Annotated in this window: 20 protein-coding genes and 1 pseudogene; 9 read left to right on the top strand and 12 right to left on the bottom strand. The window is 68.3% G+C overall.

Translation table 11 applies throughout. The features are described from left to right. Window positions 1-66: 66 nt before the first annotated feature. Window positions 67-1,233 carry a nucleotide sugar dehydrogenase gene (locus ASG74_RS02970; protein ID WP_056139571.1) on the top strand — a complete coding sequence of 389 codons (1,167 nt, stop codon included), beginning with the start codon at window positions 67-69 and terminating at the stop codon, window positions 1,231-1,233. Here ASG74_RS02970 and ASG74_RS02965 read toward each other — a convergent pair. The 7 genes from ASG74_RS02965 to ASG74_RS02935 form a co-directional block, all read right to left on the bottom strand. Next, window positions 1,203-2,498, bottom strand: coding sequence for an O-antigen ligase family protein (locus ASG74_RS02965; protein WP_056138801.1), 1,296 nt, complete (start codon window positions 2,496-2,498; stop codon window positions 1,203-1,205). The two genes, ASG74_RS02970 and ASG74_RS02965, sit on opposite strands and share 31 nt — an antisense overlap. Next, the gene (locus tag ASG74_RS02960; protein WP_056138800.1) at window positions 2,491-3,609 is read right to left on the bottom strand and encodes a hypothetical protein; all 1,119 of its coding nucleotides are present in this window, start codon (window positions 3,607-3,609) and stop codon (window positions 2,491-2,493) included. The genes ASG74_RS02965 and ASG74_RS02960 overlap by 8 nt, the downstream gene beginning before the upstream one ends. Window positions 3,610-3,724: 115 nt before the next feature. Continuing rightward, window positions 3,725-4,921 carry a glycosyltransferase family 4 protein gene (locus ASG74_RS02955; protein ID WP_082569469.1) on the bottom strand — a complete coding sequence of 399 codons (1,197 nt, stop codon included), beginning with the start codon at window positions 4,919-4,921 and terminating at the stop codon, window positions 3,725-3,727. Continuing rightward, complete coding sequence (locus tag ASG74_RS02950) at window positions 4,918-5,601, bottom strand: acetyltransferase (protein WP_056138796.1); 684 nt, start codon at window positions 5,599-5,601, stop codon at window positions 4,918-4,920. The genes ASG74_RS02955 and ASG74_RS02950 overlap by 4 nt, the downstream gene beginning before the upstream one ends. Beyond that, on the bottom strand, window positions 5,598-6,215 hold the full coding sequence (locus ASG74_RS02945; protein WP_056138794.1) for a sugar transferase: 618 nt from the start codon (window positions 6,213-6,215) through the stop codon (window positions 5,598-5,600). Before ASG74_RS02945 ends, ASG74_RS02950 begins: the two co-directional genes overlap by 4 nt. After that, window positions 6,212-7,354, bottom strand: a complete 1,143-nt coding sequence (locus tag ASG74_RS02940; RefSeq protein ID WP_056138792.1) for a DegT/DnrJ/EryC1/StrS family aminotransferase — start codon at window positions 7,352-7,354, stop codon at window positions 6,212-6,214. The genes ASG74_RS02945 and ASG74_RS02940 overlap by 4 nt, the downstream gene beginning before the upstream one ends. Then, a complete protein-coding gene (locus ASG74_RS02935) occupies window positions 7,351-9,162 on the bottom strand; it encodes a nucleoside-diphosphate sugar epimerase/dehydratase (RefSeq protein ID WP_056138790.1) in 1,812 nt (603 codons plus the stop codon). The genes ASG74_RS02940 and ASG74_RS02935 overlap by 4 nt, the downstream gene beginning before the upstream one ends. 167 nt (window positions 9,163-9,329) lie before the next feature. Here ASG74_RS02935 and ASG74_RS02930 point away from each other — a divergent pair, with 167 nt between their 5' ends. Continuing rightward, window positions 9,330-10,766 carry a polysaccharide biosynthesis tyrosine autokinase gene (locus tag ASG74_RS02930; protein ID WP_056139569.1) on the top strand — a complete coding sequence of 479 codons (1,437 nt, stop codon included), beginning with the start codon at window positions 9,330-9,332 and terminating at the stop codon, window positions 10,764-10,766. 20 nt (window positions 10,767-10,786) lie between these two features. Here ASG74_RS02930 and ASG74_RS02925 read toward each other — a convergent pair whose 3' ends face one another. Then, window positions 10,787-11,371, bottom strand: a complete 585-nt coding sequence (locus tag ASG74_RS02925) for an arsenate reductase/protein-tyrosine-phosphatase family protein (RefSeq protein ID WP_056138788.1) — start codon at window positions 11,369-11,371, stop codon at window positions 10,787-10,789. Window positions 11,372-11,463: 92 nt separating this feature from the next. Between ASG74_RS02925 and ASG74_RS02920 the strand changes: the two genes are divergently transcribed. Continuing rightward, complete coding sequence (locus ASG74_RS02920; RefSeq protein ID WP_056138786.1) at window positions 11,464-12,138, top strand: acetyltransferase; 675 nt, start codon at window positions 11,464-11,466, stop codon at window positions 12,136-12,138. Between the two features lie 4 nt (window positions 12,139-12,142). Continuing rightward, window positions 12,143-12,958: an exodeoxyribonuclease III gene (locus ASG74_RS02915; RefSeq protein ID WP_056138784.1), complete on the top strand. Its 816-nt coding sequence runs from the start codon at window positions 12,143-12,145 to the stop codon at window positions 12,956-12,958. Window positions 12,959-13,029: 71 nt separating this feature from the next. Here ASG74_RS02915 and galK read toward each other — a convergent pair whose 3' ends face one another. Further along, a complete protein-coding gene (gene galK, locus ASG74_RS02910; protein ID WP_056138783.1) occupies window positions 13,030-14,184 on the bottom strand; it encodes a galactokinase in 1,155 nt (384 codons plus the stop codon). A 31-nt stretch (window positions 14,185-14,215) separates the two neighbouring features. On the opposite strand from galK, the gene trpS reads away from it, so the two are divergent. The 3 genes from trpS to ASG74_RS02895 are packed head-to-tail and all read left to right on the top strand — an operon-like array spanning window position 14,216 to window position 16,873. Beyond that, entirely contained in the window at window positions 14,216-15,250 is a 1,035-nt protein-coding gene (gene trpS / locus ASG74_RS02905; RefSeq protein ID WP_056138781.1) for a tryptophan--tRNA ligase, read from the top strand. Window positions 15,251-15,260: 10 nt separating this feature from the next. Beyond that, on the top strand, window positions 15,261-15,773 hold the full coding sequence (locus tag ASG74_RS02900; RefSeq protein WP_056138778.1) for a 2'-5' RNA ligase family protein: 513 nt from the start codon (window positions 15,261-15,263) through the stop codon (window positions 15,771-15,773). Next, entirely contained in the window at window positions 15,770-16,873 is a 1,104-nt protein-coding gene (locus ASG74_RS02895; RefSeq protein ID WP_235498780.1) for a YihY/virulence factor BrkB family protein, read from the top strand. The genes ASG74_RS02900 and ASG74_RS02895 overlap by 4 nt, the downstream gene beginning before the upstream one ends. Window positions 16,874-16,875: 2 nt before the next feature. Here the strand turns inward: ASG74_RS02895 and rfbD are convergent, their stop codons facing one another. Both rfbD and rfbB read right to left on the bottom strand, forming a co-directional pair. Next, window positions 16,876-17,730 (bottom strand): dTDP-4-dehydrorhamnose reductase, encoded by an 855-nt coding sequence (gene rfbD, locus ASG74_RS02890; RefSeq protein ID WP_056138774.1) that lies wholly within the window; start codon window positions 17,728-17,730, stop codon window positions 16,876-16,878. Beyond that, window positions 17,730-18,737 carry a dTDP-glucose 4,6-dehydratase gene (gene rfbB / locus ASG74_RS02885; RefSeq protein WP_056138773.1) on the bottom strand — a complete coding sequence of 336 codons (1,008 nt, stop codon included), beginning with the start codon at window positions 18,735-18,737 and terminating at the stop codon, window positions 17,730-17,732. Before rfbB ends, rfbD begins: the two co-directional genes overlap by 1 nt. Before the next feature lie 67 nt (window positions 18,738-18,804). On the opposite strand from rfbB, the gene rfbA reads away from it, so the two are divergent. Together rfbA and ASG74_RS02875 are read left to right on the top strand one after the other, a co-directional pair. Continuing rightward, window positions 18,805-19,683 carry a glucose-1-phosphate thymidylyltransferase RfbA gene (rfbA, locus tag ASG74_RS02880; RefSeq protein ID WP_056138771.1) on the top strand — a complete coding sequence of 293 codons (879 nt, stop codon included), beginning with the start codon at window positions 18,805-18,807 and terminating at the stop codon, window positions 19,681-19,683. Next, the gene (locus ASG74_RS02875; RefSeq protein ID WP_056138769.1) at window positions 19,683-20,276 is read left to right on the top strand and encodes a dTDP-4-dehydrorhamnose 3,5-epimerase family protein; all 594 of its coding nucleotides are present in this window, start codon (window positions 19,683-19,685) and stop codon (window positions 20,274-20,276) included. The genes rfbA and ASG74_RS02875 overlap by 1 nt, the downstream gene beginning before the upstream one ends. Window positions 20,277-20,691: 415 nt before the next feature. Here the strand turns inward: ASG74_RS02875 and ASG74_RS17925 are convergent. Next, a pseudogene (locus ASG74_RS17925) lies at window positions 20,692-21,390 on the bottom strand (D-alanyl-D-alanine carboxypeptidase family protein); the annotation flags it as partial. Between the last annotated feature and the right edge of the window lie 96 nt (window positions 21,391-21,486).

The following is a 21,486-nucleotide window of genomic DNA, read 5'->3' as shown; positions in this document are numbered from 1 at the left end:
CCCATTGTGGCCCACGGGTATGGCGTGGCGCGTGACGCGACACTGTCGACCGGTAGCGTGAGCGGCGTGAAGATCTCTGTGGTGGGGCTGGGGTACGTCGGGCTGTCGAACGCCGTCGTCCTGGCGCAGCGTCACGAGGTGGTGGCCGTCGACCTCAACGCCGCGCGCGTCGACCAGGTCAACCGGGGCGAGTCCCCTCTGGAGGATCCGGAGCTCGAGGACTACCTCGCTCACCACGAGCTGTCACTGACGGCGACCACCGATGCTGAGCAAGCGCTGCCGGGGTCAGACTTCGTCATCGTCGCGACGCCGACGGACTACGACCCGGTGCGCAACTTCTTCGACACGTCGTCGGTGGAGTCCGTTGTCGAGTCCGTGGCTGCGCTGGCACCTGCGGCGACGGTGGTCGTGAAGTCCACCGTGCCCGTCGGCTTCACCGAGCGCTTGCGGGCGATGCACCCCGAGCTCGACGTCGTCTTCTCGCCCGAGTTCCTGCGTGAGGGGCGTGCGCTCTATGACAACCTCCACCCGAGTCGGGTCGTGGTGGGCGGCCACAGCGACGCGGCGCACCGGTTCGGCGAGCTGCTCGTCGAAGGTGCCTTGGACGACGACGTGCCCTTGCTGCACACCGACCCGACCGAGGCCGAGGCGATCAAGCTCTTCGCCAACACCTTCCTGGCGATGCGGGTGGCCTACTTCAACGAGTTGGACACGTATGCCGTGTCGCATGGTCTCGACACCCGCTCGATCATCGATGGGGTTGGGTTGGACCCCCGGATCGGCTCGCACTACAACAACCCGTCCTTCGGCTACGGCGGCTACTGCCTGCCCAAGGACACCAAACAGCTGCTCGCCAACTATGACCGCGTGCCGCAGAACCTCATCCGCGCGATCGTCGACTCCAACACGACGCGCAAAGACTTCATCGCCACCGACGTCCTGCGACGCAAACCCAAGGTCGTCGGGATGTATCGGCTCATCATGAAGGCGGGCTCGGACAACTTCCGGGTGTCGAGCATCCAAGGGATCATGAAGCGGATCAAGGCCAAGGGGGTGGAGGTCGTGCTCTACGAACCGTCGCTGGGAGAGGAGCGGTTCTACAACTCCCAGGTGATCCGCGACCTCGACGAGTTCAAGGCTCGTGCCGATGTCATCGTTGCCAACCGGCTGAGCGAGGATCTGGACGACGCGGCCGACAAGGTCTACACCCGCGACCTCTTCGGCCGCGACTGAACCGCACTGTTGAGGGAGTGGAACCCAGCCGCCCTCGTCGTCGGCCTGGATGGCCGACGACTAGCACCCGTCGACCGCTGCGCAGCAGGGTGACGTTCGGCCCAGCCCGCGGCCAGAACGCCCAGGCCGAAGACCCACAGGAACCGCGCGTCGAAGTAGTCACCCGAGAACATCGACGAGGTCAGGATCACCGAGGTCGCTGCGCTGAGGCACCGTACGTGGATCGACCCGGAGTTGCGCCAGCCGACGCCAACGACCATCCCGAGAAAGATCAGGAGGGGCAAAAGGCCCAGCAGTCCCGCTTCGGCGGCCACCTCGGCCAAGAGGTTGTGGGGGTAGGTAAAGCCGTTTCCGTACGTCGTGGCGAAGCTGCGTAGTCCATAGCCGCTCAGGGGGCGCTCCTCGAACATGCGCCCAGCCACGACTAGCAGGTCGTCACGGCCGGACGAGTACCCCTGCTGAAGCGTGAGCTCCACGACGCGGCCCTGCACGGTCTCGGTGACGACGTCGCCGAACCTGCGAAACACGGCCACGCTGCCAGCCATGGCCACGATGGAGGACATGATGAGTTTTCCGGGCGACAGCTGGGTCACGAGTGGTGAGAGCACCAAGAGGCAGAGGATCCCAGCCAGCATCCCGCCTCGGGATCCGGAGGCCACTGTCGCCGCCAGAAGGACTGGGGCTGTGACCAAGGTCCAGGTGGGAATGCGGCCGGTGGAGATCAGCCATGCGAGGCCGACTAGGCCGAGGTCGGTGACCCGGCTATAGACGTTGGGTCCACCCCCGAACGCGGTGGCTCGGGCACCGGCACCTGACGCTGCCAGTCCGGCGACGGCGAAGAGCCCACCCGTGACCCACAGGCACCACATGAGAGTGGTGATGACTGCGTCCATGTCCCAGGCCAGCAGCACCACGAACGTCACCGAGTACAGCACCATGCATGTGAGGTCGACCCAGACAGGGCCGAGCTCGGCGCCGGGCGGTGACCACGCGCTAGAGGTGACAAAGACGATCAGCGGCGCCAGGGCCATGAGCAGGTGGCTGGGCCATACGGGGGTCGATCGCGGTCCCCGCCTGCTCGCCATGGTCAGTGCGAGCCAGGTGAGCGCGAGCGCTGCGAAGAGACGCTCCGGGATGAGCAGCGGGTTGTCCATCCCCACCCGTGCGAAGTCGAACTGACCGGCGAGCAGGGCGACGAATAGTAGAAGAGTCAGGAGTGCTCCGGCGTTGGAGCGGTGCACGCTCCCCGGCGGGCTGTCAGACATGGTCGGTCTCCGAGACTCTCATCGTGAGGATGGCGATGACGATCATGAGACCGTAAGCGGTGATGCATGCGAAGGCCGCGCCGAGGGCGCCCCATGCGGGAATCAAGAGGGCTGAGGCCAGCAGCACCAGGACGGCACCGACGATCTCCAGCCTTGAGGTGCTAGCCGCGCTTTGGCGCGCGATCCAAGTGGCGATGACCTGGCGGTACGTCGCCCAGAGCGCAGCGGAGATGCACACGGGGATGACAAGGTGCCGCGCCTGGGTGAAGCCGGGTCCAAGGGCGGGGACCAGGAGCAGGGCGATCAGCAGGGCCAAGACCAGCGAGAGGCAGACAAAGACGACGAAATCGCGGGCCGCGGACTTCGCGATCTGACGACGTGTGGGACGCGTGGAGACGAGGCCGGCCACGCGGGAGTCGCTGATGCCTTGGGTGAACCAGATGAGGGACTCACTGGCCGTCGCCACCACGACGTAGAGCCCTAGGGCGGAGTTCGAGGCCAGGACTGGTAGCAGCAGTCGCTCTCCGCGTGACGCGATGATCGCGCCCAATGTCCCTGGCACGTGCGACAGCGATGCAGTGGAGATGGCGATGCGACTCGGGCGCGCCGGACTCGCCACTGGGCGGCCGCGCCAGATCGAAACGAGCCACAGGCCGAACAGCAAGGGGGCCGGCGTGAGGTAGATGAGCAGCCAAGCGTCGACGCTCGAGACCTCGGTGACGTAGAGGATGACCGCCCCGGTCAGCGTCCACGCCTGGACGCTGAGCTGCAAGCCCATGTAGCGCTGGAAGCGACCGCTCGCCATCGCATGGCCGCGCTCAATCCCGAGCGAAGCACCGATTCCCGCCAGCACCACGAGAGCCGCGATGCGCCACCCCCCGAGGAGGAAACCGGCGATCGCGACGGGCGGAACGACCACCCAGACGTGAAGCTGAGACACGGCGCTGTGGCTAGTGAGGCCACGAAGGGATTCTCGATCGACGCCGAGGGCGAGAAGGGGGGCAACGACGTAGGCGCCCTGCAGAATCCAGGCCACCTCACCGCGCGCGGCTGGTCCCAAGAGGCGTGCCATAAGGATGTTGACCACGAAGGCCACCGCGGCGGCAGCCATGGCGGCGGTCGACGAGGCGCCAGCTCCGGCCAGTCGGCTCCGCAGACCCCGTAGAGCACCACCGACTCTCACCGCTTGGCCTCGGCGCGAGAGAGTGGTGGGTGACACGGCCCCATCACACGCTGCTGCTGAAGAGGCTGCGGAAGCGCTCGGCCAGCACGTCGATGGATCGGTGGTCCCGCACCCAGCTCTTACCTCGCTCTCCCATGTCGTCCAGCTCGGGGGAGGGCATCCGGGAGAGCCGCAGGATCGCGCGGGCCAGAGACCGCGGATCCTCGGCCGGCACGGTAACCCCGGCTCCCGACGCCTCGACGATGTCGTTCGCACCGGAGTAGGACTGGGCGATCGGACGTCCGCTGGCGAGGTAGTCGAACAGCTTGTTGGCGCTGACGCCCCGCGAGTATAAAGGCGAGTCGCGCCAACAGATGAGCAGCGCAGAAGCCGCGTGCAGGATGTGGGGAATCTCCGTCTTGGGAACGGCGTCATGGAAGACGACGGCGGGAAGGTCCGCCGCCTGCCGCTGGAGGTATTCCTTTGAGACGCCGCTGCCGTAGAGGTGCAGCTGGATCGGCTCACCCGATAGCTCGCGCATCGCCTCGATGGCCGTGTCGAGACTGTTGGGCACGCCGTGGGCTCCTGCGTACACCAAGGTGAACGGCTGGTCGGTGTCGGCCGCAGACGCCGCCACGATGGCAAAACGACGAAGGTCGACACCGTTGGGGATCCAGGCGACGGGCGGGTGGGACGGACCGATGACGCTCTCGACATGCGACTCGAGGCCGTCCATCAGACCCACGATCTGGTCGGCCCGCCGGTAGAGGAACCGCTCCATGGACGACAGCAGGAGGACGAACGGATGCCAGCCCTTCACTCCCATGAGTTCGATGACCGAGCTGGGCCAGATGTCGCGCACTTCGAGGATGAACAGGGCGCCCTGCCGTCGTGCCATGGCATAGGCAGCCAAGGCGGCGAAGAGGTTGGGGGAGGAGCCAATGACGACCTGGGGTGTATCGCTCACTCGCCGCATCCCCCTCGCGGCGACCCGTACGGCGAAACCCACCATCCCTAAGATCCGCTGTACGCCGTTGCCGATGTGCGGGCTTGTTGGGACCCAGTGAAAGACCACCCCGCGACCGGCGACCTGCGCTCCGTCGAGGTTCCTCGAGTCGCCGGTTGCATAGCTGTGTGGCGCGGCCCAGATGACCGTGGAGTGGCCCGCTTCCGACCACGCCGAGGCCAACGCGTGGTGGCGGGTGCCTCCTGAACCTTCGGCGGGAAGGGCGTACTGGTTGACAAGCCAGATCGTGGTCACGTCGGATCCTGCGGTCGTGCGAGGCCGTCAGAGGTGCACCCCACTGGATGTGACCGCCGGGCAGGGACGCCGACGACCGTTGAGCCTTCCGGGACATCGCGCGTCACTACGGCGCCCGCGCCAACGACGGAGCCGCGACCGAGCGTGAGCCCCTGCAGCACGACAGCACCCGCGCTGATGTAGGCGCGCTCGCCGATGGTCACGGTGCCCGAGACGCACGCCGCAGGGTTGAGGCGGGCGTGGGCCCTGACCCTCGTGTCATGACCGATTGTCGCGTTCTGGTCGACGTGGACATGGCCCCCGAAGACGACGTCGGCGCTGACGCGCGCGCCCGGGGCGACGATGACGCCGGGCTCAAGCACCGCCGAGGGGGTGACCGTCGCATCCGCGTGCACGAGCACCGCGAACGTGACGGCTTGCTCGGTCAGGCGCGCCGCGATCGTCGCTCGGGCGCCAGGGTCGCCGATGGCTATGACGCAGGTGTCGCCGGGACTGGGCTGCCAAGAGTTCACCGCACCGAGGTACGCGGCGTCGTGGAGGGCCATGAGGCGGAGGGCGTCTTCGGTCGGAGCGTCGTCGACGAAGGCCAGGGCCAGCTCGGGGCGGGCGCTTCGGGCGATCTCGGCCGTCTCGCGGGCGAAGCCGCCAGCGCCGATGATGACAAGGCGGGGCAGGCTCATGGTCGGACCTCCGTGGCGTCGGGGGCGCCCATGAACTCAGGCATGGTCACGTCACCCTCGGCAGCAATCCCGTCGCGACGCAACACCGCCGCCACCGTCCGGCCGATGATGGCGAGGTCGCCGCGCATGGTGTGGTTGTCGACGTACTCGACGTCCAGCGCGAGCCGCTGCTCCCAGCCGACCGCGTTGCGCCCACTCACCTGGGCCAGCCCGGTGAGGCCGGGTCGGACCTGGTGGCGGCGTGCCTGCTCGGGGGAGTAGCGGCCGAGGTACTGCACGAGGAGCGGGCGGGGGCCGACGAGAGACATGTCACCGCGAACGATGTTCCACAGGGTCGGTAGCTCGTCGAGGCTCGTCGAGCGCAAGAAGATGCCGAACGGAGTGAGCCGGTCGGCGTCGGTCACGAGGCCCTTGCGCGGGTCCGTCGCCATCATGGTGCGGAACTTGCGCATGACGAACATGCGACCCCCCAGACCGGGGCGCTCCTGGCTGAAGAGGACGGGTGAGCCGAGCTTCCTGCGCACGGCGACGGCGACGGCGGCTTGCACCGGCAGCGACAGCACCAGTGCAGGGACGGAGACGACGAGGTCGATCAGCCGCTTGCCGTCGGTCACGCGGGCTGGCCCTGAAGCAGGGGAGTGAGCACGCCCAGGACCCGGTCGATGTCGCTGTCGGTGAGCTCGGAGCCGGAGGGCAGGGTGACGCCGGTCCGGAACAGTGCCTCGGCCCTGCCGGTGATGGCGGCGCGGGCTGATGCGTGGATCGGTTGCAGATGCATGGGCTTCCAGAGGTGGCGGGCCTCGATGCCGGCGGCATCGAGCTCCTGCATGACCCTGGTGGGGTCGGCCGCAACCGATCCCGGGTCGAGCATGATGCAGGTGAGCCAGTGGTTGTCCTCGGCGTCGCCACCCTGGTCCCGACCAAGGAAGGTGACACCTTCGATGTCGGCCAGCGCCGCGGCATACAAGTCTCGGATCTCGCGGCGGCGCGTGATCATCGAGTCAAGCCGCTCGAGCTGACCGATGCCCAGGGCCGCGAGGATGTTGGACATCCGGTAGTTGTAGCCGATCTCCGTGTGTTCGTACCACGGCGCGGGCTGGCGTGCCTGCGTCGAGAGGTAGCGTGCCCGGTCCAGCAGGTCCGAGTCGTTGCTGAGGAGCATGCCACCGCCCGAGGTCGTCATGATCTTGTTGCCGTTGAAGGACAGCGCCGCGGCCCGGCCAAACGAGCCGGCAGGCCGGTTGCCGTGGCTCGCGCCGAGGGCTTCGGCAGCGTCCTCGACGAGCGGCACCCCGAGGCGTTCGAGACGGTCGCCGAGCGCGGTGTAGTCGCAGCAGCGACCGAACAGATCGACAGTCATCACGGCGGCGACCGTGCGTCCCTCGGCGAGGAGCGTCTCGACCGTCTCGACCAGGAGGTCGACGTCGACGTTGGCGTCCTCGGTGGAGTCGACGAACACCGGCTCGGCACCGGTGTAGGCCACCGCATTGGCCGAGGCGGCGAAGGTCATCGACGGCAGGACGACGACGGTGCCGGGGCAGGCGCCGAGCTCGAGCAGCGCCAAGTGCAGGGCAGCGGTGCCGGAGGCGAGCGCGAGGGCGCCGGCGACACCGCTGCGCTGGGCGACCTCATGCTCGAAGCGGTCGACCATCGGTCCGAGCGGGGCAACCCAGCCGGAGCGCAGGGCCTCGAGGACGTACTTCTCCTCAACGTCCGTGACGTGCGCCCTCGAGAGGTGGATGCGCTCCTTCACGGAAGCATCGCCGATTCGGTCGACTCGGCTTGCATGAAGCGGCGCGCATCCTCGGGCTCGGTCAGGCGCGCGCGAGAGACTTCGTCTGTCGTCATTGGTGGAACCTCGACCTTGTTGATCAGGGGGTGCCCGGCGGATTGGATGGTCTCGCCGTCGGCGAAGAGCTCCTCGGACATCTTCTCGCCCTGCCGCAGACCGGTGAAGACGATGTCGACGTCCGACTTGCCCGACAGGTCGATGAGTGTGTGTGCGACGTCAAGGATCTTCACCGGCTGACCCATCTCGAGGACCATGACATCGCCGTTCGCGCCGATCGCCGCCGCTTGGAGCACCAACTGGCTCGCTTCGGGGATGAGCATGAAGAACCGTTCGACGTCAGGGTGGGTGATGGTCACCGGTCCCCCCTGCTCGATCTGGGCGGTGAACGCGGTGATGACCGATCCCCGGGAGCCCAAGACGTTGCCGAATCGAACGCTGACGTAGGTGCCGTCACCGCGGCCGGCGTACTCGGCAGTCAGCCGCTCGGCGAGGCGCTTGCTGTAACCGAGGACGCACGTGGGGCTGGCAGCTTTATCGGTAGAGATGTTGACGAAGATCTGGCACCCTGCGGATCGCGCAGCCTCGAGAACGTTCGCTGTCCCCAGCACGTTCGTCTGCCAAGCCTCCATCGGATACTGCTCGAGCAAGGTGAGGTGCTTGAGAGCGGCAGCATGGAAGACGACGTCGGGCAGCTCCCTCTGGAAGAGGCGGTGCAGCGCGTCGACGTCGCGGATGTCGCAAAGCGCAAGGGTTCCGTCGTCCAGGAGCGCACGGCCGGTCAGGCTCATTTGGGTCCCGTGCAGTGCGGATTCGTCGCGATCGAGCAGCACGAGCTTCGCAGGGCTGAACTTCGCGATCTGACGCGCGAGTTCAGAGCCGATCGAACCGCCGGCCCCAGTGACGAGGACCCTCTTGCCGGTGATGGAGGTTGAGATTGAGGCAGCGTCCATGGTGATTTGCTGGCGACCGAGGAGATCCTCAAGGTTGAGCTGACGCAGGTCAGCACCGCTCGGCGGCCCGAGGAGGCGACCGACCGGAGGAAGCACCAAGAGCTGCAGGTTGTGCTGACGGGCAAGGCCGCGGATGTCACGAAGCCGATCGGCGGAGATCGACGGCATGGCCACGACGAGCGTCGTCGCGCCCGTCCGGTTGAGGACGTCGGGTAGGCGGCTGCTTCCACCGTTCACCCGGAGCCCCTCGACCGGCATGCGCCGCTTGCGGGCGTCGTCGTCGATGACGGCCACAGCGATGAACCGGCCATCGGAGGAGGTGTCCCGCGCCAGGGCGCGCAGCAGCTGGCGCCCGCCCTCACCGGCGCCGTAGACGATGACTGGGATGTCCTTGTCGCCGACGCTCGGTCGCCCCCAGCGGTAGGAGCGGACGATGAACCTCAGGGCGAACATGCCCACAAGGGCTACGAGTGGCACGACGAGAGGAAGGCTGCGTGGGACCGGGAACCAGTCTGTGAAGAACCTCATCGCCGCTAGGAAGACCCCGACGATGAGTGCACCACGGGCCACCTGAGCGGTCTCCTCGAACGAACCACGGCGGTGATCGAGCCAGAGCACGTCGAGCCCGAGGCTCACGACGAGCTGCGTGACGGACGCAACGGCGGCGAAGGCGATGATGCTCGTGCTGGTCGCTTGGATGGCGTCGAGGTCGAAGCGCAGCCAAGCGGCTGCAAGGGCCGCCCCGAAGACGATGATCGCGTCCACGAGGGCCCAGCCTGCTTGAACCGCCAATTCACGCGGCTTGACGACGGACGGCACGGAGATCAGGATCGCCTTCTCAGGAGTCGATATGGGGGAGGCGCGCGAGAATGGGCCTCGAGCTGGCTCCCCCGGCACGCCGAAGAGACTAGTTCATCTGGGCCCGCTAGGGTTAATGGGTCCCGATGCCCGGCCCCCTTGATGTTAGGAACGCTCGCTTGGACCTCATGGCCTATGTGCAGATCCTGAGACGCCGCTGGCGGATCTTTATGGGCGTGACCTTGGGCGTTGTCGCGCTGTCGGCCGTCTTCACGCTATTGGCGACCCCCCAGTACACGTCGAGCACACAATTCTTCGTGTCGACCGCGGACTCCGCCAACAGCAGCCAACTGGCCCAAGGCAGTACGTTCACCCAGCAGCGCGTGAAGTCCTACAGCCTGCTTCTCAAGGCCCCGAAACTGCTCGAGCCAGTCATTGCCAAAGCGGGTGTGACTGACACGCCGGGGGCGCTGGCCGGCAAGGTGTCGGCGACAACCCCGCCGGACACTGTGCTCATTGATGTCACCGTCACGGATCCGAGCCCCACGAAGGCACGCGACATCGCGCAAGCGATCGCTGAGGTCTTTCCCACGACTGTCGCCGACCTCGAGCGGATCAGCCCGAAAGCAGACAGCCCGGTCAAGGTCACCTTGCTTCGAGAGCCGACCGTGGCCGGCTCGCCCGTGAGTCCTCGCCCCGCCCGCAACCTCGCTCTGGGGTTGGTGCTCGGCCTCCTGCTCGGCTTTGGCGCGGCCGTGCTCAAACAGCTCCTCGACACCAAGCTGCGCACCAAGGAGGACGTGGAGGCCCTGACGGAAGCAGTCGTCCTCGGAGGGATCCCCTTTGATGGGGACGCTGAAAAGCACCCCTTGATCATCCAAGCAGACCCGCATGCCGGTCGGGCCGAGTCGTTCCGTGCGCTGAGGACGAACCTGCAGTTCGTCGATGCCACGAACCATCCTCGTGTGATCGTGGTGACGTCGTCGATCGCCGGCGAGGGTAAGTCGACAACCACCGCCAACCTCGCGCTTGCCATGGCCGAGTCCGGCGCGAGCGTGTGCGTCGTTGAGGGTGACCTCCGCCGCCCCCGACTGCTGACCTACCTCGGTCTCGAGGGTTCGGTCGGACTCACGGACGTCCTCATCGGCCGCTACGAGCTCGACGACGTGCTCCAGCCCTTCGGTGCACACTCGCTGACCGTCCTGGGCGCCGGTGCGACCCCGCCGAATCCGAGCGAGCTCCTGGGCTCGACGTCGATGCGCAACGTCCTCGACGAGCTGCGCCACCGCTTCGACTACGTGCTCATCGACGGAGCGCCCGTACTGCCGGTCACCGACTCGACGGTACTCACCCGACTCGCTGACGGGGCAATCATCGTCGCTGGTAGTGGGATCGTCAGCAAGGACCAGTTCGACCACGCCCTCGAGACGTTCGAGACCGTCAACGGAACCGTGCTCGGCATCGTCCTCAACCGGGTCCCACGGCAAGCTCGTGGTGGCTACTACGACTACCGCTACGAATACCGTCCCGAGGCCGCGAGCAAGCCCTCCGATGGCCGTCGACGGCGTCGTGGGCGCGGCGAAGAGGACACGACCCCCCTCCGCAAGGACCTCGTCGGTAGTTGACTCGATCGACTGGGGGTCGGTCAGCCGCGCAGCGCCGTCGCGATGGTCGGAAGTGACGTTGCGATCTCGTCGACCATCTGGTCGAAAACCTGCGCTGACTGGCGGTAGGGGTCGACGATCCCCGACTGCTCGGGGAGGCGCGGGTTGACGATGCCGCGCTGAGCGATGGCAGTCGCGGCGACCTTGGCGACGCGGTTGTCGCCTGGTGCGGCTGCGATGTCCGTGGAGCTTACCCCTGCCAGCAGGTCAGCCAGGTCATGCAGGGCGAAGGCGTAGCGCAGGGCCCGCGGGTACAGCTGCACCACGGGGCCGAGGTGCTCACGAGTTGCCCCGATGACGAGGTTGGCCTCGGCCACGATCTCACGACTTGCCTGTCGGGCTGCGAAGCCGTCAGCGTCCGCCCCGACGGCCGCCAAGCGGCTGGCCGACTGCGCATCGATGGGTGATCCGACCAGGGCACCTGTCCCCGCACTCGAGAGGGTGATGCCGGTCCCGGCCAGCTCGTGGGCGAGAACACGCTCGATGTAGGGGGAGCGACAGACGTTGCCTGTGCACACCACCAAGACGTGGCCAGAAGCGGCGTGGGGGTCGGCATCCGCAGGCATGTCTGCACTCTATGCGCGAGATGCGCGCCGCACGAATGCGTCGAACATTCGCGGGTGATCAGGGCTGTTCGCTGGCCGCTACGCTGACGGGCATGGGGCACTGGCCGGTTGATGGGGTTGTCGTCGTGGGGGCCGGCGGATTTGGCCGTGAGGTCGTGGCGCTCGTCCGCGAGCTGCGCGCAGCCGGTTCAGAGTTCGATGTGGCAGGCGTGGTCGACGACACGCCGACCGCAACCAACCGGGAGCGGCTCGACCGCCTCGGGATCCCCTTGCTCGGCACGGTCGACGACCTCATGCGCAACCCGCGGGGCACTCAGGTGGCACTCGGCATCGGTGGCGCAGCCGCCCGCAAAGCAATCACCCAACGGCTCGACGACGCGGGCGCGACGTTCGCGACGCTTGTCCACCCCACTTCTTGGGTGAGCCCGGACGTCATCCTCGGCGAGGGCGCCATCATCTGTGCCGGGGCGCGGCTGAACACCAACGTCAGTCTCGGGCGTCACGTCCACATCGACCAGAACGCGACGGTCGGCCATGACTGTGTGCTCGAGGACTTCGTGCGCCTCAACCCGCAGGCGTGTGTCTCGGGGGACGTCACGATAGGCGCCGGCACCCAGATCGGTGCGAACGCCACGGTGCTCCAAGGCCTGACGGTCGGCTCGGACAGCACGGTGGGCGCGGGGGCGGTCGTCACCCGAGACGTGCCCTCGGGGGTCGTGGTAGCCGGAGTGCCTGCTCGCGCGCTCGACTCCGCCCCTTGGCACTGAACGCATGCGCCTGATCACGGCCAACGTCAACGGAATTCGGGCCGCGGCCCGGCGTGGGGGCCTTCGCTGGCTCGGCGAGCAGAACGCTGATGTCATCGCCCTGCAGGAGGTCCGGGCCAGCGACGAGCAGCTCCGTGAGGTCCTCGCCGACGGCGGTCTGGGGGAGTGGCACGTGAGCTCCGCCGAGGGCCGCACCAAGGGTCACGCGGGCGTCGCCGTCCTCACTCGCCAGCCGCCCCTGCGCGTCAGCAGCTGCGTCGGGCCGGTCGAGTTCGCCGATGCCGGCCGCTGGCTCGAGGCCGACCTCGCAGGGTCAGACGGGCCGGTGACCGTGATCTCGACCTACGTCCACACGGGCGAGGCCAAGACCGCGAAGCAGGACGAGAAGTTCCGCTTCCTGGACGCCGTCGGCCTCCGCCTGGCCTCGCTCGCCGAGAACGACGGATATGCCGTCCTTACTGGTGATCTCAACATCTGCCACTCGGCGGATGACCTGAAGAACTGGAAGGGCAACGTGGGCAAGTCCGGCTTCCTCCCGGAGGAGCAGGCCCACCTCGATCGCTGGATCCGGGAGCACGGCTATGCCGACGTGCACCGCGACCTTCACGGGCCCGGGCCGGGTCCGTACACGTGGTGGTCGTGGCGCGGGAAGGCCTTCGACAACGACGCCGGCTGGCGCATCGACTACCGCTTCGCCAGTGCATCCTTGGCCAAGCTCGCCCTGCGAGCGGAGGTCGGCCGCGCTGCGACCTATGCCGAGCGCTGGAGTGACCACGCGCCCCTCACGGTCGACTATGACCTCGCATTGCAGGCCGACTGATTGCGAGTTCCGCCGCACTCGCTGCGCTCGCACAGCCGAACGAGCAATCAGTCGCTTTGGTCCGGCTTCGGTTAGTCGCGGTGCGCGGGGCCGGCAGCGGTGACCGAGAACGACACTGGCGCCGTGAGGTTGGCATCCGCGAAGGCTTCTGCGATGGCGGAGGACACCCGCTCGACCTCCGCGACCGGCACGAGCGCCATCGCAGAGCCACCGAAACCGCCGCCGGTCATCCGTGCTCCCAGGGCGCCATGGGCCATCGCCGTGTCGACGACGAGGTCGAGCTCGGTGCACGACACCTCGTAGTCGTCCCGCAGCGACTCGTGCGACGCGACGAACAGCCGCCCCACCTCGGCGAGGTCCCCATCGCGCAGCGCCTCGACCACGGCGTCGACGCGAGCGATCTCGGTGACGACGTGACGCGTCCGACGACGCAGGACGTCGTCGGGCAGCCGGGCGAGCGAGTCCTCCAGCGACGCCATGTCGACCTCCCGGAGGAACTCGACCCCGAGGATCTCAGCAGCCTTCTCGCAGGCGTCGCGGCGCGCGCCGTACTGACCGTCCGCCAGCGCGTGGCTGGCCCGCGTGTCCGTCACGAGCAGGGCCAGGTCATGCGCGGACAGGTCGAAGGGCACCTGGCGCGTGGAGCCGTCGAGGCAGTCCAGGCGCAGCGCGTGCGCTGGTGTGCAGTGCATGGCGGCGGCCTGGTCCATGCCGCCGGTCGGTGCCCCGGCGATGTCGTTCTCGGCCCTCTGGCATGCGGCGGCCAGCACCTCACGACCCTCGGCGGTGTCCAGCAGCCCGAGCCCGAAGAGGTCCGAGGCCGCGGCGGCGACCGAACACTCCAGGGCTGCGGAGCTGGACAGGCCCGCCCCGAGGGGCACCTGGCCGTCGACGACGACATCAAGTCCGCGCACGGCATACCCCGCCTCGCGCAGCGACCACAGAACTCCCGCAACGTATGCCGCCCACCCACCAGGGTGCCCGGCGGCCACGTCGTCGATGCGCACCTCCACCAACGAGTCCTCCTGGAGGGAGTGGATGCGCAGGGTGTCATCGTCGCGCGCGGAGGCGGCGCACCGGGTGCGGTGGGGGAGCGCGATGGGGAGGGCCAGCCCTCCGTTGTAGTCGGTGTGCTCACCGATGAGGTTGACCCGCCCGGGCGCGGACCACACTCCCTCGGGGGAGTGGCTGAAGCGGTCGGTGAAGGTCCTCGTGAGGCGCGGCACGCTGCGAGTCTAGGCGCGGGCACCTGACACAATGACGCGCATGTCCGCACCTGAGACCCCCCAGGCGGCTCCCCGGATCCTTTCCGGGATGCAGCCCACCAGTGACTCGCTACATCTCGGCAACTACCTCGGGGCACTGGTCAACTGGGTCACGCTGCAGGACGAGTTCGATGCCTACTACTTCGTCGCCGACCTTCACGCGCTGACGGTGCCGACCGAACCCGAGGTGCTGCGGGCACGTACCCGCGCGACGGCGGCGCAGTTCATCGCCGGCGGGGTGGACCCGGAGCGCTCGGCCGTGTTCTGCCAGAGCCACGTCACCGAGCACGCCGAGCTCGGGTGGGTCATGAACTGCCTCACCGCCGATGGCGAGGCGCGCCGCATGACGCAGTTCAAGGACAAGACCGCCAAGGGCCAGAACGCGAACGTCGGCCTGCTGACCTATCCGATGCTCATGGCGGCCGACATCCTCATGTATGACGCGGCCTACGTGCCGGTGGGCGAGGACCAGCGCCAGCACCTCGAGATCACTCGCGACCTCGCCGGCCGCTTCAACACGCGCTTCGGGGAGGCGCTCGTCGTGCCCGAGCCCTACATCGTCAAGGGTGCCGCCAAGATCATGGACCTGCAGGACCCGACGTCGAAGATGAGCAAGACCGGCTCCTCGCCCAAGGGCCTCATCGACCTCATGCAGGACCCGGCCAAGATCGCGAAGAACATCCGGTCCGCCGTGACCGACACCGAGGCCGAGATCCGCTATGACGTAGACGCCAAGCCCGGCGTGTCCAACCTCCTCGTCATCCACTCCATCCTCTCCGGCACGCCGGTGGAGCAGCTGGAGCGCTCCTTCATGGGGCGCGGCTACGGCGACCTCAAGAAGGAGGTCGCCGACGTGGTCGTGGCGGCCGTCGAGCCGTTCCAGGGGCGGATGCGCGAGCTGCTCGACGACCCGGCGGAGCTCGACCGGATCCTGGCCTCGGGCGCCGCGCGCGCCCGGGGCGTCGCCGAGGCCACGATGGCTCGGGTGCGTGACCGCGTTGGCCTGCTGCCTGCTTCCTCTCGGTAGGGTCGAGCTCATGCCCACTCACGGCGTCGCCATCACCGTCCCCGAACCCCACGGGTCGGTGCTGCAGCAGGCCCGCGAACGTTTCGGTGATCCCTTGGCCCACGCCATCCCACCGCACGTCACCCTGCTGCCGCCGACCGAGATCGACGCGCCGTCGCTCGAGGCCTTCGAGGAGCACCTCGACGTCGTCGCCGGGAGCCAGGCGCCGTTCCGGATGACCTTGGCGGGCACCGGCACCTTCCGGCCGCTGTCGCCGGTCGTCTTCGTCCAGGTGTCATCGGGCATCTCGCAGTGCGAGCGCCTCGAGAAGGCCGTCCGCCGGGGGCCGGTCGAGCGCTGCCTGGACTTCAACTACCACCCGCATGTCACCGTCGCGCACAAGCTCAGCGAGGAGCAGCTCGACGAAGCCTTCGAGGGCCTGGCCGACTTCCGATGCACCTTCGAGGTGTCGTCATTCGAGCTGTTCCACCAGACCGACGACGGAGTGTGGGGACCACTGTCCTCGTTCGCCCTGGAGGGATGACCATGGACCGCCTCAAGGAGCTGTGGGTCACGCTACAGCGCACTCGCCTCTGGCACGCCTGGAAGCGCTACGGCGACGCCCGTGGCAACCTGCTCGCCGGAGGGGTGACCTACTTCGCGTTCTTCTCGATCTTCCCGGCGGTGGCCCTCGCGTTCACCGTGTTCGGGGTGCTGCTCCAGGACAACCCGCAATGGCTCCAGCAGATCAGGGACTACCTCAACTCCACGCTCCCGGGCTTTATCAAGGACGGTGACAACGGGGGGCTCATCCCGCTCGAGGTCCCGTCGGGCAACACCTTGACTGTGACGGGACTCATCGGGCTGGCAGGTCTGCTCTGGGCGGGTCTGGGCTGGCTGAGCGCCCTGCGTGACGGCATCCGCGCAATCTTCGGCGCCGAGGGCGCGCCCGGGAACTTCCTTGTGGCCAAGCTGCGCGACCTCGGCGTCCTCGTCATCCTCGGGCTGGCCATCGTCGTGTCCGCTGCCGTCACTGGCATCGCGGGTGCGGCCACCTCATGGATCGCCGACCACATCGGGCTCGGCGGGCAGGGCTGGCTCCTCAGCGTCATCGCCTTTGCCGTGGGCGCCGTGCTCGACGGCCTCGTCGTCCTCGTGATGCTGCGGCTGCTGTCGGGCGTCGACGTCCCGTGGCGTGGCCTCCTCGGTGGCGCGGTCGTCGGCGGCGTCGGCCTCACCCTGCTCAAGGTGCTCGGCACGACCCTCATCGCCGGGACGACGTCGAACCCGCTCTTCACCTCGATCGGCCTTGTCGTGGGTCTGCTCGCCTGGCTCAACTTCATGTCACGCGTCGTTCTCCTGGCGGCTGCCTGGTCGGCGAACTCCCTCGAGCCTGATGCCGTCGCCGACCTCACCGACGGCCAGCGCGCCAAGCTGCTCGAAGGGCCCGTGCGCCCCGAGCTGGCCACGGTGCCATCGGGCTCGAGCCCGGCCGAACGGCACACGGACCGGGTCGTGGCGCCCACCGCCAAACGGTCGGACGACCGGCTCAACCTCGCGCTGGGTGCCGCCCTGGGTGCGTCAATGGCAGCCGGGCTCGGTCTGGCAGGCCGGGTCCTGCGCGGTATCACTCCGCGCCGCTGACCTCAGGTCGTTCCGAGGACGGTCGGTGCCGCTCGACGCAGTGCGTCGCGCCAGTCCGGGAGCGGTTCGAGCCCCGCTTCCTCCCAGCGTGCATGGTCGAGGACGCTGTATGCCGGCCGGGCCGCCGGACGCGGGAAGGCATCGGTCGTCGTGGGGGTGACCCGCTCGGGGTCCAGGCCGAGCTCCTCGAAGATCGCACGGGCGAAGCCGAACCACGTCGTCTCGCCTCCGTTGGTGCCGTGCCAGAGCCCACCGGCGGCTTCGGTATCGACGAGGCGGACGAGGGCATCGGCGAGGTCGCCGGTCCACGTCGGCTGGCCTCGTTGGTCGTCGACGACCGACAGGGTCTCGCGCTCACCTGCGAGGCGCGCCATGGTCGCGGCGAAGTTGGAGCCGCCCGCGCCATAGAGCCACGCGGTGCGCACCACGAGCGCCGAGGGACAGTGGGCGAGCACGGCCCACTCACCTGCCGCCTTGGTGCGGCCGTAGGCCGAGCGAGGAGCGATCGGCGCGTCCACGGCATACGGCGTGGTGGCGTCTCCGGAGAAGACGTAGTCGGTCGAGACGTGGACGAGGCGGCTCCCGGTGCGCGCGCACGCGGAGGCGAGGTTGGCGGCGCCGACGGCGTTGACGGCGAAGGCGTCCGCCTCGTGGGTCTCAGCGTCGTCGACTGCCGTCCACGCGGCGAGGTTGGCGACCACGTCGTGCCCGTCGACAGCGGACGCGCAGGCGGCTGCATCGGTGACGTCAAGATCGGGGCGGCGCAGGGCGGTGACCTCGTGGCCGGCAGCGGTGAGCCGGGGGAGCAGGTCGTGGGCGAGCATGCCGCCCGCGCCGGTGACGAGCCAGCGGGCCATCAGCGCGGGACGACGGACTGCGTTGCGGCGTACTTGCGCTCGGTCGCGTCCTTCATCGGGCGCCACCAGGCCTCGTTGTCGCGGTACCACTCGATCGTGGCCGCGAGGCCCTCGCGGAAGCTCGGGTACTCGGGGGTCCAGCCGAGCTCGGTGCGCAGGCGGGAGGAGTCGATGGCGTAGCGACGGTCGTGCCCTGGACGGTCGGTGACGTGGTCGAACGCGTCGGCCTCCTGCCCCATGAGCTCGAGGATGTCGCGCACAACCGTTTTGTTGTCGACCTCACCGTCGGCCCCGATGAGGTAGGTCTCGCCGAGCTCACCGCGGTCGATGATCGCCCAGACGGCGCTGTTGTGGTCGTCGACATGGATCCAGTCGCGCACGTTGAGGCCGTCGCCGTAGAGCTTGGGGCGGATGCCGTCGAGGACGTTGGTGACCTGGCGGGGGATGAACTTCTCGACGTGCTGGCGCGGGCCGTAGTTGTTGGAACAGTTCGAGATCGTGGCCCGCAGGCCGAAGGAACGCACCCAGGCACGGACCAGCAGGTCGCTCGCGCCTTTGGTCGACGAGTAGGGGCTGGAGGGGTTGTAGGGCGTGGCCTCGGTGAACCGCTCGGGGTCGTCGAGCTCGAGGTCGCCGTAGACCTCGTCGGTGGAGATGTGGTGGTAGCGCACGTCATGGCGGCGGACGGCTTCGAGCAGGGTGTAGGTGCCGATGACGTTGGTGTGCACGAAGGGCCACGGGTCCGACAGGGAGTTGTCGTTGTGGGACTCCGCGGCGAAGTGCACGACGAGGTCCGTGGCGGCGACGAGGCGGTCGACGAGCTCGGCGTCGGTGATGTCTCCCTCGACGACCTCGACCCGGTCGCCGAGGTCCGCCAGTGAGGCGCGGTTCCCGGCATAGGTCATCGAGTCCAGGACTGTGAGCTCGACGTCGGGCCGCGCCGCCAGGGTGAGGTGGACGAAGTTGGACCCGATGAAGCCGGCACCGCCGGTGACTAGTGTGCGCACGGCCCCAAGGCTACTGACCGAGGCGTGTCGGTACGAGGGCTGACCTCCGGTGGCTAGGGTGGCGCCCATGAAGGGCATCATTCTGGCCGGTGGTTCGGGCACGCGGCTTCACCCGATCACGCGCGGCATCAGCAAGCAGCTCATGCCCATCTATGACAAGCCGATGGTCTACTACCCCCTCGCGACGCTGATGATGGCCGGGATCCGTGAGGTCCTCATCATCACGACCCCGCAGGACCTCGAGCAGTTCGAGCGCCTCCTCGGTGGCGGCCACGACTGGGGGATCGAGATCTCGTATGCCGTGCAGCCGAGTCCCGATGGACTCGCCCAGGCATTCCTCATCGGCGCCGACTTCATCGGCTCGGACTCGGTGGCGCTCGTGCTCGGCGACAACATCTTCTACGGCACCGGCCTCGGCCGGTCGCTGAGCTCGCAGGGAGACGTCAGTGGCGGCCACGTCTTCGCGTACCACGTCCACAACCCCACGGCATACGGCGTCGTGGAGTTCGACGGCGAGGGCAACGTCCTCTCGATCGAGGAGAAGCCGTCCAAGCCGAAGTCGAGCTATGCGGTCCCCGGGCTGTACTTCTACGACAACGACGTGGTGCAGATCGCGCGTGACCTGGTGCCCAGCGAGCGGGGCGAGCTGGAGATCACGGGGGTCAACGACGCCTACCTCCAGCGTGGTGACCTCACGGTGACGGTGCTTCCGCGAGGAACCGCGTGGTTCGACACCGGCACCTTCGAGGGGCTGATGGACGCGAGCCAGTTCGTGCACCTCATCGAGGCGCGGCAGGGCACCAAGATCGGCTGCGTCGAGGAGATCGCGTGGCGGGCCGGGTGGATCGACGACGAGCAGTTCAGGGCGCTGGGGGACGACCTCGTCAAGAGTGGCTACGGCGACTACATCCACACCTGCCTCGAGCAGGGCAAGGGCTTCGCCTGATGGACATCGCACCCCTGTCCATCGAGGGGGCGTTCGTGGTCACGCCACGCCAGTTCCCCGACGACCGTGGAGTCTTCCTCGAGTCGTTCCGCGGCGACCGCCTGGCGGAGCACTTGGGGCACCGGCCCGACATCGTCCAGACCAACGTGTCGGTCTCGTCGCGTGGGACGGTGCGGGGCATCCACTTCGCCGACATCCCGCCCGGGCAGGGCAAGTACATCACCGCCCTCGGCGGCAAACTCCTCGACTTCATCGTCGACCTGCGCGAGGGCTCGCCCACCTTCGGGACGGTCGAGCAGGTTCTCCTCGACACCGTCGACCGCCGTGCCGTCTACCTGACCGAGGGGCTCGGCCACGCGTTCTGCGCCCTCGAGGACGACACCACCGCCATGTACCTGTGCACCGCCGCCTACAACCCGACTGGCGAGCACGGCATACATCCGCTGGATCCCGACATCGGACTGCCGATCCCCGAGGACCTCGAGGTCACGCTGTCGGCCAAGGACCAGGCCGCGCCGACGCTGGCGCAGGCGCGTGCCGCTGCTGTGCTGCCGACGTATGCCGACTGGCAGGCCCACGTCGCCACGCTCTGACCGTGCTCGCACTGGCCTGCCGAACTGCGGCCAGGGACGAGGGAGGTCAGTGGTGCTTGCCTCGACGCCGCACGGACAGTAGCCAGGCCAGACAGAGCAGGAGAGCCGCTCCTGCGGCCAGCGCGATGAGGGACGGGGGGACCGCTCCGGTCGGCGTCGTCAGCGAGGCTGCCGCGACCGCGGGCGGGCCGGAGGGCTCGGGTGCGGGAACGGCGTCGAGCGCATTGGTTGAAGCAGCCGGTGTGCCTGTGGCGGGTGCCTCTTGCACAGAGGCGGCGCTGACCTTCTCTCCGCGGTCCACGAGTCGGCCGACCGGCCGGGCGACGTCGCCGTGCGCGAAGGCCCAGTCGAGCAGTGACGCCGCTGGGCGCCAGCTGCTGCTCTCGGTGCCGTACATCTCGGTGACGATGTAGGTCTTGCCGCCGCGCGTCGCCGCACCGATGAACGTCCGGTGGGCCGCCTTGGTGAAGCCGTTCTTGACGCCGATGGTGCCGGGGTAGTTCCAGAGCAGGCGGTTGTGGTTGCCGATGGCGTAGGACGACCGGCTGCGCGACGCGCGAGCGGCCTCCGCCGGGAACTTCGCGGACTTCGTCGTGGCCAGCTTGACGTAGGCAGGCATGGCGATGGCCGCACGGCCGAAGAGCGCCAAGTCGTAGGCGCTGCTGTGCTGGCCCGCCGCGTCGAGGCCGCTGGGGTCGGCGACGACGGTGTCGTGGGCTCCCAGCTCGTCGGCGAGCGCGTTGAGCTCGGTGACCGTCTTGTCGAGGCCACCGTTGAGCGTGGCGAGTCCGTAGGCCGCGTCGTTGGCGGACGACATGACGAGCGCTTGGAAGAGCTGCCCGGCGCTGTAGGTCGCGCCTGCCACCATGCCGACACGAGTGCCTTCGGCGTTCGCCTCGGTGCTCGTGGCCTTGAGGATCGTCTTGGGTGGGATCCGCGGCAGCAGGTGGATCGCCGTGAGCGTCTTGAGCGTGCTGGCCGGGAGCAGGTGGGCGTGCGGGTTCTTGGCCGCGATCACCTCACCGGTGTCGGCGTCCGCGAGAAGCCAGGCGACGTCACGGATCGCCGGCGGTGCCGGTACGCCCGCAGGCGTGTCGACGATGACCGAGTTCATCTCGGCGAGGCGCGGACCGCCGACGCTGCGCGCGGGGTCGAGCGACTCCGTGACCCTCGGCAGGGTCGGGCTCGCGGAGGGAGCGGGCTTCGGGGT

The organism is Knoellia sp. Soil729 (assembly GCF_001427985.1).
Lineage (GTDB): Bacteria > Actinomycetota > Actinomycetes > Actinomycetales > Dermatophilaceae > Knoellia.
Note: the sequence above shows the minus strand (reverse complement) of the source record. Positions and strands in the feature narration are given on the sequence as shown.

Bases quoted from the DNA above. Each gene is read 5' to 3' on its own strand.
- ASG74_RS02965 (WP_056138801.1), bottom strand. From the start codon at position 2,498: ATGTCTGACAGCCCGCCGGGGAGCGTGCACCGCTCCAACGCCGGAGCA.
- ASG74_RS02960 (WP_056138800.1), bottom strand. From the start codon at position 3,609: ATGGCTGCCGCCGCGGTGGCCTTCGTGGTCAACATCCTTATGGCACGC.
- ASG74_RS02950 (WP_056138796.1), bottom strand. From the start codon at position 5,601: ATGAGCCTGCCCCGCCTTGTCATCATCGGCGCTGGCGGCTTCGCCCGC.
- ASG74_RS02930 (WP_056139569.1), top strand. From the start codon at position 9,330: ATGGCCTATGTGCAGATCCTGAGACGCCGCTGGCGGATCTTTATGGGC.
- ASG74_RS02925 (WP_056138788.1), bottom strand. From the start codon at position 11,371: ATGCCTGCGGATGCCGACCCCCACGCCGCTTCTGGCCACGTCTTGGTG.
- ASG74_RS02920 (WP_056138786.1), top strand. From the start codon at position 11,464: ATGGGGCACTGGCCGGTTGATGGGGTTGTCGTCGTGGGGGCCGGCGGA.
- ASG74_RS02915 (WP_056138784.1), top strand. From the start codon at position 12,143: ATGCGCCTGATCACGGCCAACGTCAACGGAATTCGGGCCGCGGCCCGG.
- trpS (WP_056138781.1), top strand. From the start codon at position 14,216: ATGACGCGCATGTCCGCACCTGAGACCCCCCAGGCGGCTCCCCGGATC.
- ASG74_RS02900 (WP_056138778.1), top strand. From the start codon at position 15,261: ATGCCCACTCACGGCGTCGCCATCACCGTCCCCGAACCCCACGGGTCG.
- ASG74_RS02895 (WP_235498780.1), top strand. From the start codon at position 15,770: ATGACCATGGACCGCCTCAAGGAGCTGTGGGTCACGCTACAGCGCACT.
- rfbD (WP_056138774.1), bottom strand. From the start codon at position 17,730: ATGGCCCGCTGGCTCGTCACCGGCGCGGGCGGCATGCTCGCCCACGAC.
- rfbA (WP_056138771.1), top strand. From the start codon at position 18,805: ATGAAGGGCATCATTCTGGCCGGTGGTTCGGGCACGCGGCTTCACCCG.
- ASG74_RS02875 (WP_056138769.1), top strand. From the start codon at position 19,683: ATGGACATCGCACCCCTGTCCATCGAGGGGGCGTTCGTGGTCACGCCA.